This window comes from Streptococcus sp. F2 (assembly GCF_056500955.1).
The window spans coordinates 1-11,853 of the sequence record NZ_JBWKAI010000038.1; the positions used below are offsets into that span (position 1 = coordinate 1).

General features: G+C 40.5%; 12 protein-coding genes. 11 read left to right on the forward strand and 1 reads right to left on the reverse strand.

Annotated elements, in window-relative coordinates; all coding sequences use genetic code 11:
- Nucleotides 1-118 precede the first annotated feature (118 nt).
- From arcC to ACYTR8_RS09435, 11 genes are all read left to right on the forward strand, one after another.
- Complete coding sequence (arcC, locus tag ACYTR8_RS09385) at nucleotides 119-1,069, forward strand: carbamate kinase (protein WP_003051912.1); 951 nt, start codon at nucleotides 119-121, stop codon at nucleotides 1,067-1,069.
- A 325-nt stretch (nucleotides 1,070-1,394) separates the two neighbouring features.
- Nucleotides 1,395-2,387 (forward strand): aspartate--ammonia ligase, encoded by a 993-nt coding sequence (gene asnA / locus ACYTR8_RS09390; protein WP_003061055.1) that lies wholly within the window; start codon nucleotides 1,395-1,397, stop codon nucleotides 2,385-2,387.
- A 192-nt stretch (nucleotides 2,388-2,579) separates the two neighbouring features.
- Entirely contained in the window at nucleotides 2,580-3,119 is a 540-nt protein-coding gene (gene rsmD, locus ACYTR8_RS09395) for a 16S rRNA (guanine(966)-N(2))-methyltransferase RsmD (protein ID WP_111717939.1), read from the forward strand.
- Nucleotides 3,109-3,600 carry a pantetheine-phosphate adenylyltransferase gene (coaD, locus tag ACYTR8_RS09400; protein ID WP_111717151.1) on the forward strand — a complete coding sequence of 164 codons (492 nt, stop codon included), beginning with the start codon at nucleotides 3,109-3,111 and terminating at the stop codon, nucleotides 3,598-3,600. The genes rsmD and coaD overlap by 11 nt, the downstream gene beginning before the upstream one ends.
- A complete protein-coding gene (locus tag ACYTR8_RS09405) occupies nucleotides 3,587-4,624 on the forward strand; it encodes a SepM family pheromone-processing serine protease (RefSeq protein WP_111717149.1) in 1,038 nt (345 codons plus the stop codon). The genes coaD and ACYTR8_RS09405 overlap by 14 nt, the downstream gene beginning before the upstream one ends.
- Before the next feature lie 280 nt (nucleotides 4,625-4,904).
- Nucleotides 4,905-5,888, forward strand: a complete 984-nt coding sequence (locus tag ACYTR8_RS09410) for a LacI family DNA-binding transcriptional regulator (RefSeq protein ID WP_003051900.1) — start codon at nucleotides 4,905-4,907, stop codon at nucleotides 5,886-5,888.
- Nucleotides 5,881-6,792: a ribokinase gene (rbsK, locus tag ACYTR8_RS09415; protein ID WP_479642066.1), complete on the forward strand. Its 912-nt coding sequence runs from the start codon at nucleotides 5,881-5,883 to the stop codon at nucleotides 6,790-6,792. The genes ACYTR8_RS09410 and rbsK overlap by 8 nt, the downstream gene beginning before the upstream one ends.
- Entirely contained in the window at nucleotides 6,767-7,165 is a 399-nt protein-coding gene (rbsD, locus tag ACYTR8_RS09420) for a D-ribose pyranase (protein WP_479642065.1), read from the forward strand. The genes rbsK and rbsD overlap by 26 nt, the downstream gene beginning before the upstream one ends.
- A 15-nt stretch (nucleotides 7,166-7,180) precedes the next feature.
- Nucleotides 7,181-8,659: a sugar ABC transporter ATP-binding protein gene (locus ACYTR8_RS09425; protein WP_129555397.1), complete on the forward strand. Its 1,479-nt coding sequence runs from the start codon at nucleotides 7,181-7,183 to the stop codon at nucleotides 8,657-8,659.
- A gap of 1 nt (nucleotide 8,660) precedes the next feature.
- Nucleotides 8,661-9,602 carry an ABC transporter permease subunit gene (locus ACYTR8_RS09430; RefSeq protein ID WP_111717140.1) on the forward strand — a complete coding sequence of 314 codons (942 nt, stop codon included), beginning with the start codon at nucleotides 8,661-8,663 and terminating at the stop codon, nucleotides 9,600-9,602.
- A gap of 78 nt (nucleotides 9,603-9,680) precedes the next feature.
- The gene (locus tag ACYTR8_RS09435; protein WP_022554978.1) at nucleotides 9,681-10,646 is read left to right on the forward strand and encodes a substrate-binding domain-containing protein; all 966 of its coding nucleotides are present in this window, start codon (nucleotides 9,681-9,683) and stop codon (nucleotides 10,644-10,646) included.
- A gap of 224 nt (nucleotides 10,647-10,870) precedes the next feature.
- On the opposite strand, the gene ACYTR8_RS09440 is transcribed toward ACYTR8_RS09435, so the two are convergent.
- A partial coding sequence (locus ACYTR8_RS09440; protein ID WP_479650926.1) for an IS110 family RNA-guided transposase occupies nucleotides 10,871-11,853 on the reverse strand: 983 nt, incomplete at its 5' end.

Consider the following 11,853-nt stretch of genomic DNA (forward strand, 5'->3'; position numbering starts at 1 on the left):
CCCGTGATTTGTAGTAGTGATAGGGCTTCTCACTGTTATTATAGACAAAAATAAAGAGCATAACACCTTTTCATTCAGTGTTGTGCCTTGAGTGAAACGAAAGGAATAAATTATAATTATGACGAAACAAAAAATCGTGGTCGCACTTGGAGGAAATGCTATTCTTTCAACAGATGCGTCAGCAAAAGCACAACAAGAAGCCTTGATTTCCACATCAAAATCATTGGTTAAATTAATTAAAGAAGGTCATGAAGTTATCGTGACCCACGGCAATGGCCCACAAGTAGGTAACCTCTTGTTACAACAAGCAGCAGCGGATTCTGAAAAAAATCCAGCAATGCCTTTAGACACTTGTGTTGCCATGACAGAAGGTAGCATTGGTTTTTGGTTAGTCAATGCCCTTGATAATGAATTACAAGCCCAAGGCATTCAAAAAGAAGTGGCAGCTGTTGTCACTCAAGTGATCGTGGATGCCAAAGACCCAGCTTTTGAAAACCCAACAAAACCAATTGGCCCATTCCTTACCGAAGAAGATGCCAAAAAACAAATGGCAGAGTCTGGTGCAAGTTTCAAAGAAGATGCTGGTCGTGGCTGGCGTAAGGTTGTACCATCACCAAAACCAGTTGGCATTAAAGAAGCCAACGTCATCAGAAGTCTGGTTGATTCTGGCGTTGTGGTGGTCAGTGCTGGTGGTGGCGGTGTTCCTGTTGTGGAAGATGCAACTAGCAAGACCCTTACGGGTGTGGAAGCCGTTATTGACAAGGACTTTGCTAGCCAAACCCTTTCAGAATTGGTGGATGCAGATCTCTTTATCGTTTTGACAGGGGTTGACAATGTTTACGTCAACTTCAACAAACCTGATCAGACAAAATTGGAAGAAGTAACGGTCTCTCAAATGAAAGAGTACATCACACAAGACCAATTTGCACCAGGTAGTATGTTACCAAAAGTGGAAGCTGCCATTGCTTTTGTGGAAAACAAACCAAATGCCAAAGCCATTATCACATCACTCGAAAACATTGACAATGTGTTGTCAGCAAATGCTGGCACACAAATTATCGCAGGCTAAACAAGAGGACTTTCGTCAAGTCACTGACTAGTCAGACAATCCATTCGGGAACGACGAATCATTTGTTCTTGATGATATCATTGATTTGACTCTTCTAACGCTTTCAATCCTCATGATAGCTCTCACGATAGGACTCATTATATTTAACAAGAAAGGCTAAATTTCAATGAAATTGGTCTTTTCTTTTACTTTTAATAAGTGTATAATAGTCATACTATTTTTTATTTTTCAACAATAAGTTAAATAAGAGTAGGTTAGGTTCAGCTTTTACTAATGTTGCTGATTCTAATAGACCCAAGAGGCCACCAAAAAAGAAGGAGGAGCTATGAAGAAAAGTTTTATTCATCAACAAGAGGAGATTTCCTTTGTTAAAAATACGTTCACACAGTATTTGATTGCTAAACTTGATGTTGTTGAAGTGCAAGGACCCATTTTAAGTCGGGTCGGGGATGGTATGCAAGATAATTTGTCCGGTATTGAAAATCCAGTATCTGTCAATGTCTTGAATATTCCTAATGCAACCTTTGAAGTTGTGCATTCACTAGCAAAATGGAAACGTCACACCCTAGCCCGTTTTGGATTTAATGAAGGTGAAGGTCTTGTTGTTAATATGAAGGCTCTCCGACCTGATGAGGATTCACTTGACCAAACCCACTCGGTGTATGTTGATCAATGGGATTGGGAAAAGGTCATTCCTGATGGCAAGCGCAACCTAGCCTATCTCAAAGAAACCGTTGAAACCATTTATAAGGTGATTCGTCTAACCGAATTAGCTGTTGAAGCCCGTTATGATATTGAAGCGGTTCTACCAAAGAAAATTACCTTCATTCACACCGAAGAATTGGTAGCTAAATACCCTGACTTGACACCCAAAGAACGCGAAAATGCGATTACCAAAGAATTTGGTGCGGTCTTCTTGATTGGTATTGGTGGCATCCTACCTGATGGCAAGCCGCATGATGGTCGTGCTCCTGACTATGACGACTGGACAACAGAATCTGAAAATGGCTATCATGGCCTCAATGGTGATATTTTGGTTTGGAATGACCAGCTTGGCTCAGCCTTTGAATTATCCTCAATGGGAATCCGTGTGGATGAGGAAGCCCTAAAACGTCAGGTAGAAATTACTGGTGACCAAGACCGATTAGCTTTTGATTGGCATAAATCCTTGTTAAATGGGCTCTTCCCGCTCTCCATCGGTGGAGGTATTGGTCAATCACGTATGGCCATGTTCTTGTTGCGTAAAAAACATATTGGAGAAGTCCAAACTTCCGTATGGCCTCAAGAGGTTCGTGATAGCTACGATAATATCTTGTAAGCTAATCGCAGAATTCTGTGGGTAAAACAGACAGTCGATTCGGATTACTTTTAATCTTAGTGACGATTATCTTTGAACTCAGTAAAGGCTTTGGACCCTTGTCCTAGCCTTTTTTAAGGTTAGATACTAAGAATTTTGAAAAAAGAGATTATTTTTAAGGTTTGACCTTAGAAATTTGCTATAATGAATGGTATGAGAATTGTATCTGGTGAATTTGGCGGGCGTCCCTTGAAGACGCTAGGTGGTAAAACAACTCGTCCCACATCTGATAAAGTTAGAGGGGCGATTTTTAACATGATTGGACCCTATTTTGATGGGGGTCGGGTTCTAGACTTATTTTCAGGGTCTGGTGGTTTGTCTATTGAAGCGGTTTCTCGCGGCATGACGTCTGCTGTTTTGGTAGAACGTGATCGTAAGGCACAAGCCATTATCCAAGAAAACATCAAGATGACCAAAGCAGAACAACAGTTTACTCTTCTGAAAATGGAGGCTGAACGTGCGATTCATCAGTTGAGTGGCCAATTCGATTTGGTATTTTTGGATCCTCCTTATGCTAAGGAAACTATTGTCGCTAACATTGAAGCTCTGGCTGCCAATGAGTTATTGAGTGACGACGTTATGGTGGTGTGCGAAACGGATAAAAACGTAGTTTTACCAGAGGAAATTGCAAACTTAGGGATTTGGAAAGAGAAAACCTATGGTATTAGTAAGGTAACAGTATATGTCAAGTAAAATAGGACTTTATACAGGATCGTTTGATCCTGTCACCAATGGGCATCTGGATATTATTAAGCGAGCCAGCCAATTATGTGACCATCTCTATGTCGGGATTTTTTATAATCCTATAAAGGAAGGGCTATTTCCCCCTCAAACGCGTCAATTGATGCTTAAACAGGCTTTAGCAGAAATGACCAATGTGAGTGTCGTGATGGCAGAAAATCGCTTAGCTGTTGATGTGGCCAAAGAGTTGCAGGTAACTCACTTGGTTAGAGGACTACGAAACGGTGCTGATTTTGATTACGAAGCCAATTTGGAGTATTTCAATCACATGCTAGCTCCGACGCTTGAGACCGTTTATTTCATTTCTAGAAATGAATGGCAACAACTTAGTTCGAGTCGAGTCAGAGAGCTGATTCATTTTCAGTCCTCTTTGGAAGGACTAGTGCCTCAATCAGTTATGACTCAAGTGGAGAAAATGAATGAAAACAATTAAAAAAATTAAATGGTGGCTGATTAGCCTAATTGCCCTCGTGGCTCTGCTTATCGTCCTCTTTTTCCCTCTTCCTTACTATGTTGAAATGCCTGGCGGAGCCTATGACATTCGATCTGTGGTCAAGGTTAATGGCAAAGAAGATAAAGATAAAGGCTCCTATCAGTTTGTGGCAGTCAGTCTCAGTCGAGCCAGTTTAGCTCAATTGCTCTATGCTTGGCTAACCCCTTTTACTGAAATCAGTTCAGTTGAGGACACCACAGGCGGTTACAGCGATGCAGACTATATCCGCATTAATCAATTCTACATGGAAACCTCACAAAATGCTGCGGTCTATCAGGCATTGACCTTGGCAGACAAACCAGTTACTTTGGACTACAAAGGGGTCTATGTGTTAGATGTTAGCAAGGATTCAACCTTTAAAGGTGCTTTAAACTTAGCAGATACGGTAACGGGAGTGAATCACAAACAATTTACGAGTTCAACAGAACTTGTGGACTATGTCTCTCATTTAAAACTTGGTGATAAGGTGACTGTGCAGTTTATTAGTAATAGCGAACCTAAGTCTGAAACAGGTCGTATCATCAAACTAAAAAATGGTAAAAATGGTATCGGCATTGCTTTAACAGACCATACTAAAGTCAATTCAGCAGACAAAATCGAGTTTAGTACCCAAGGTGTTGGGGGTCCTAGCGCAGGCTTAATGTTTACACTAGATATCTACGACCAAATTAATAAAGAAGACCTTCGTAAAGGAAGACATATCGCCGGGACAGGAACCATTGGTAAAAATGGTGAAGTTGGAGATATTGGCGGTGCGGGTCTTAAGGTCGTTGCTGCTGCAGATGCTGGTGCTGAGATTTTCTTTGTGCCGAATAATCCTGTGGATAAAGCTGTTAAAAAAGCCAATCCAAAAGCTATTAGCAATTATGAAGAGGCCAAGCGAGCAGCCAAGCAGTTAAAAACAAAAATGAAAATTGTTCCTGTAACAACTGTTCAGGATGCCCTAGCCTACCTTCGTCAATAAACGAGGTTAGTCCTCTAGAAGACAACTAAATTGTGAAATAGCTGAGTCAGTTAGATGTGTTTTGACCTCATCTAGCTGGCTTTTTTATATGCCTTAAAATCTTTAGCTGGTAGCAGCAAGATAACCGATGATCGAATAGCTTACAGGTTGAACTAGTGGTTCTAAAAAAGAATGATCTCTTTCTTTAAAATGCTAGAAAATAGTTGACAAGCAAAAAGAAAACGGTTACAATAACAGATGTGAGAACGGTTCCACAAATGAATAGAAAGGAGGACAACTAATGGCAACGATCAAACAAGTCGCTGAAGAAGCAGGTTTATCCAAATCTACAGTTTCCAGATATATTTCTCAAAAAGGCTATGTTTCTGATGAAGCTAGAGATAAGATTAAGGCAGCCATTGCCAAATTACATTATAGTCCCAACGTCTTGGCCCAGTCTTTAAAAACTAAAAAGAATCAGTTAGTCGGGCTCCTCCTTCCTGATATTTCTAACCCCTTCTTTCCGCGCCTAGCAAGAGGGGCCGAAGAATACCTGAAAGAAAAAGGTTATCGAGTCATGTTGGGTAATATTTCAGACAGTGAAGCCCTAGAAGAAGAATATGTTCATGTCCTTCTTCAAAGCAATGCGGCAGGTATTATTACGACTCATGACTTTACCAAGCGTTACCCCGACTTACCTATTCCAGTTGTGGTGGTAGACCGTGTTGACCAAGAAACGCAGTATGGCGTCTTTTCAGATAATAAAGCTGGAGGGCTCTTAGCTGCTCAAACGGTTTGGCAAGCGGGAACAGAAGAAGTGCTTTTGATTAGAGGACCGCTAGACAATGCCGAAAATATTAATGAACGGTTTGAAGCAAGCCTCTCTTATCTACACGAAAAAGAGGTTACCCTTCGCATCTGTGATAGCCAGAGTTTTGATTTTGAAAGCATTCAGTTGGAAGCTAGTAAGAACCTCGACGTCTATCCAATCATTGATAGTATTATAGCCCCGTCAGATATTCACGCCATTGCTTATATTCACGAGTTGCATTCCCGTGGAAAGAAAATTCCTCAGGATGTGCAAGTGATGGGTTACGACGATATTTTGATGAGTCAATTTATTTACCCTTCCCTGTCAACCATTCATCAATCCTCTTATTTGATGGGGCATTATGCAGCTGAACTGGTTTATAACATTGCCAATCAGTTGCCAGTGGAAGCTAATCGCATAAAATTACCAGTTCACTATGTGGAACGTGAGACTATAAGGAGAAAAAATGAGTAAGATTGTTATTGTCGGCAGTATCTCCATGGACCTTGTGATGAAGACCAATCGGATTGCGCAAGAGGGAGAGACGGTTTTTGGAGATAGCTTTGCTATGGTTCCTGGTGGTAAAGGGGCTAACCAAGCTGTTGCAGTTGGTCGCTTAGCCTCCCCAAAAGATCAGATTAATATGCTGGGAGCTGTGGGCGAGGATTCCTTTGGCCATCTCTTATTACAAAATTTAACAGATAACGGTCTTAACGTAGACTTTGTGGGAACGGTACCATCATCGTCTGGTATTGCTCAAATCACCATTTTTAACCATGACAACCGCATTATCTACTGTCCCGGAGCGAATGGAGAGGTTGACACAACTCTTTGGGAAAAAGAATGGGATGTATTAGAGGCAGCTGATTTGGTTATTCTTCAAAATGAAATCCCGCACCAAGCTAATTTGGGCATAGCTCAATTTTGTCATGATAAAGGCATCAAGGTGCTCTATAACCCAGCCCCTGCGAGAGAAACAGATAAAGAGATGCTAGACTTGGTCACCTATTTCACACCAAACCAGCATGAAGTTCAAGAACTCTTCCCAGATAAAGAGTTGGACACTATTCTTGAGGCATATCCAAATCGTCTTATCGTTACTTTGGGAACTAAGGGGTCTACTTACTTTGATGGGCAAGTTATTCAATTGATTCCAGCTATTAAGACTGAAGCTATTGATACGACAGGTGCTGGAGATACCTTTAACGGAGCCTTTGGTTTTGCTATTTCAAAAGGATTAGATATGCGTGAATCTTTAAAATTTGCGACCTTGGCCTCACATTTATCTGTTCAACAATTTGGTGCCCAAGGTGGCATGCCAACATTATCAGAAATGAAGGAGCACGACGCTTATGAAAAAACATGGGATTTTGAATAGTCATTTGGCTAAACTGGCAGATGATTTAGGACACACAGACCGTGTCTGTATCGGTGATTTAGGACTTCCTGTTCCAGACGGTGTTGCTAAAATTGATTTGGCACTCAAACCAGGACAACCTAATTTCCAAGACGTCTTAGCAGTTTACTTAGAGCATGTGTTAGTCGAAAAAGTTATCTTAGCAGAAGAAATTAAAAGCCAAAATCCAAAACAATTAGAGGATTTATTAGCTAGATTGGATAACTCAGTTATTGTGGAGTACGTTAGCCACGAGGAATTAAAAGCGTTGACCAAGTCAACTAAAGCTGTTGTGAGAACAGGTGAAAATACTCCTTATTCCAATGTCATCTTGCAGTCAGGGGTGACGATTTAGAAAGGGGACACTAGCATGAAAATTGACATGAGAGGGATTTCCAAATCTTTTGGAACCAACAAGGTACTGGAAGCCATTGATTTAGTGGTGACTTCAGGAGAAGTTCATGCCTTGATGGGAGAAAATGGTGCAGGTAAGTCTACCTTGATGAACATTTTGACAGGACTTTTTCCAGCAAGTTCTGGAACCATTTTGATTGATGGAAAAGAAATGGCCTTTGCTAATCCACAAGAAGCAGAAGCATTTGGTATTAGCTTTATTCATCAGGAAATGAACACATGGCCCGAGATGACAGTACTCGAAAACCTCTTTTTAGGGCGAGAAATCAAAAAATCTTTTGGACTTCTAGATGATAAGGCCATGAAGGAGAAGGCTAGGTATGCATTCAAAAGATTAGGAGTGTCTATTCCCTTGGATAAGCGTATTGGAGATCTCTCAGTTGGTCAGCAACAGATGATTGAAATTGCTAAAAGCCTCCTGTCTGAAGTGTCATTATTAATTATGGATGAACCGACAGCCGCTCTTACTGATCGCGAAACTGAAAATCTCTTCAAGATTATTGGCAGTTTAAAAGAAGAAGGTGTTGGTATTGTCTATATTTCCCATCGTATGGAAGAAATCTTCAAAATTACTGATGTGGTAACGGTCATGCGAGACGGGATTGTCGTTGACACGAAACCAACTCAAGAGACGACTCCAGATGAACTGGTCAAAAAAATGGTTGGACGTGATATCGAAGATTACTATCCAGAAAAAACAGCTACTATTGGCTCAGTTGCCTTTGAAGTTAAGGAATTATCCGGACAAACTTTCCAAGGGGTTTCATTCCAAGTAAAACAGGGCGAAATTCTTGGCTTTTCAGGGTTAATGGGTTCTGGTCGAACTGAAGTGATGCGAACCATTTTTGGTTTGGATCCTAAACAGTCAGGACAGGTTATGATTGATGGGAAAGAAGTCATGATTCATAATCCAGCTCAGGCGATTAAGCACGGCATCGGATTTTTGACGGAAGATCGAAAAGATGAAGGGTTGATTTTAGACTTTAGTATTAAAGATAACATGACCTTGCCAAGTACCAAAGATTTCAGTAAGCATGGTTTCTTCGACGACAAAACCAGTACCACCTTTGTTGAGCAATTAATTAACCGCTTGCGTATAAAATCCGGGACGCCCACTTTACCGGTGGGAAATCTTTCTGGTGGGAACCAGCAAAAGGTTGTCCTTGCGAAATGGATTGGCATTGCTCCAAAAGTATTGATTTTAGATGAACCCACTAGAGGGGTGGATGTTGGTGCCAAACGCGAAATTTACCAATTAATGAATGAATTGGCAGAGAGAGGTGTGCCTATTATTATGGTCTCTTCAGACCTTCCAGAAGTATTAGGCGTTAGTGATCGGATTATGGTCATGCACGAAGGACGTATAGCTGGCCAACTTTCTCGTGAAGAAGCTAGTCAGGAAAAAGTCATGCAGTTGGCAACAGGAGGAAATTAAGGTGAAACAAGTAATGAAATACATGTCAGAGTTAACCACTCTGGTCGCACTCGTTGGGTTAATGATTGTCATCACGCTGATTAATCCTAACTTTTTAACCACAAACAACTTATTAAACTTACTTTTGCAGGTAACCGCTAATGGTTTTATTGCCTTTGGGATGACTTTTGTCATTTTAACTGGTGGTATTGATTTATCGGTAGGTTCGATTTTAGCACTCTCTAGTGCTCTCTCAGCTGGATTTATAGCTTCAGGTGTGCCTGTTCCCTTAGCTATTTTATTAGCTGTTATCATGGGTGGCTTGTTTGGAATGGTAAATGGTCTCTTTATTTCTTATGGGAAATTGGCGCCATTTATCGTTACCTTGGCTACCATGACTATTTTCCGAGGAGCAACGCTTGTATATACTAATGGGAATCCTATTACTAAAGGATTGTCTGACTCATTCCTCTTTCAGTTTTTAGGACAAGGGTATATTGTCGGTATTCCTTTCCCAGTTATCCTTATGTTTATCGTCTTTCTTATTTTGTATGTGCTCTTGCACAAAACTGCCTTTGGGAAATCTGTTTACGCGCTAGGAGGCAATGAAAAAGCAGCGTATATCTCAGGTGTTAAACTCAATAAAGTCAAACTTATTATTTATACCATTTCAGGAATGATGGCCGCTATTTCTGGGCTAATCATTACCTCTCGTTTGAGTTCTGCTCAGCCGACAGCTGGTAGCAGTTATGAAATGGATGCTATTGCAGCCGTTGTTCTTGGAGGAACTTCTTTATCAGGAGGTAAAGGACGTATCCTAGGAACATTGATTGGTGCCTTGATTATTGGGGTCCTTAATAACGGGTTAAACATTATTGGTGTATCAGCCTTTTGGCAACAAGTGGTAAAAGGGATTGTTATCTTGATTGCCGTGTTACTAGATCGCTTTAAAGTTGCAAAATAAGGGAAATGTTTCAGTTATTGTTGGCATGCTAACGCATGTACGGTCTTAGTGTTAAATAATTTTTAAAAAGGAGACATCATGAAATTTACGAAAAAACTTGGCTTTCTAGCCTTACTTATGTCAATGCTTCTTGTCCTAGGAGCTTGCGGAAAAACTGGTCTAGGAAATTCTTCTGGAACAAGCAAAGAGGTGACAAAAAAAGCTGCTAAAGACCTGAAATTAGGGGTATCTATTTCCACTACGAATAACCCTTACTTCGTCGCTATGAAAGATGGTTTAGACAAGTATGCTGATAAAAAAGAAGTGAGCTTAAAAGTTGCTGATGCTCAAGATGACGCAGCACGTCAAGCGGACGATGTGCAAAACTTTATTAGCCAAAATGTGGATGCTATTTTGATTAATCCAGTGGACTCAGATGCCATTGTGCCAGCAATTAAAGCTGCTAATAATGCTAGTATCCCTGTTATTCTTATTGACCGTGGTAGCAATGGTGGTGACGTTTTAACAACAGTTGCTTCTGATAATGTTGAAGCGGGTAAAATGGCTGCTGACTACATTGTGAAAGAGCTTGGTGAAAAAGCAAAAGCCTTTGAATTGTCGGGCGTTCCAGGAGCTTCAGCGACTGTAGACCGTGGGAATGGTTTTAATAAAGTTGCGAAAGAAAAATTAGAAGTTTTATCAAGTCAGTCAGCTAACTTTGACCGTGCTAAGGCCTTGAACACAGCACAAAACATGATTCAAGGAAACAAAGACGTTCAAGTCATTTTTGCCCAAAATGATGAAATGGCACTCGGAGCTGCTCAAGCTGTTAAATCAGCAGGCCTTCAAAATGTTTTAATCATTGGTATTGATGGTCAACCAGATGCTCACCAAGCTATTGAGAAAGGTGATATTACAGCAACAATCGCTCAACAACCTGCTAAAATGGGTGAAATTGCTATCCAAGCGGCTATTGACCACTACAATGGAAAAAAAGTGGATAAAGAGACCGTATCACCAATTTACCTTGTTACCAAAGAAAATGTTGACAAATACAATTGGTAAGTTAACTATAACTGCTCTTAAGCTTAGGCTTAAGGGCTTTTTTAAAGTAATCATTAGCATGGAAACTTCAAAAGTGCTATAGTGGTTTCAAACAGACTGCTAATCATTTCGCTCAAGCTAGAGATCCTTAAAGAGAAGTTTGAAAAAAATAAAAGCTAATTGATTTATTGTTTATGCTGATTTTGGGCGCGTTAAAAAGAGGTATTGAAACCTGATTTTTGAGATTAAGCGACATTGAATCCGTGCTGTTGTGCAAAACGAACAGCGTCTTGAGCAGACATCGTTTTATCAGGATTTCGTATTTCGGTCAGTCCTTGTAAAACAGGATTGTAGTCTTCTTGTTTCCGTAGCACTTGGTACACAGAAACCAGTAATTTGCGACAGATAGCGATAATTGCTTTTCGGTGTCCCCGGCGTTTCTTGAGTTTAAGATACTTGTTTCTCAATTCTGGATGCTTATCAGATTTGACAACAGCGTTTGCGACTTGAACAAGGAAAGGTTTCAAGTATTTTCCCCCTTTAGAAATGCGCGTAGAAAACTTTTTCCCAGCACTTTCATTGTTGGCAGGGACAAGTCCAGCCCAGGAACACAGTTTGGCAGCTGAATCAAAGACTGTCATATCGCAACCAATTTCTGAGATGATTCTGAGAGCAGATAAGTCCTCTTTGAAACCAGGTACGGTTTGAATTAGTTTTACTTGATGTTGATAGTCTTGTCCCAGTTCCCGAATCATCTGTTCCAAATCTTCTTTACAGATAGCTAAGGCATCATAATGAGCTTTGATAACTCTGATTTTCTCAGCTTGTTCAGGAGTTAAAGCACCTTCCATAGCGATTTCCAAGTCTTGGACTTTATTCTTCATTCTCTTGTGAACCAGTTGCTCAATATTGGGTTTATCTTGTGGATTGTCAAGGATGCTCTTAATAATAGCTTGAGCACTTTTTCTGAAAACATCGGAAACGACACTTGCAATTTGAAGATTAGACCAAGTGAGACAGTTCTGATATCGATTTTTCTCGCCAACCTGAAGTTGTGTTAGCTTCATGCGATATCTGAAAAGGTCACGGAGTTGTCTGATTTTGAGCGGGGGAATAAAGCTAGAAGCAACTAAATCATGCTTGAAGAGGTCGGCTATCCATTGCGCATCTTTCTTGTCGGTTTTCTTTCCTCGAATAGCTTTGACATATTTGGGATGAGCTAAGCAGA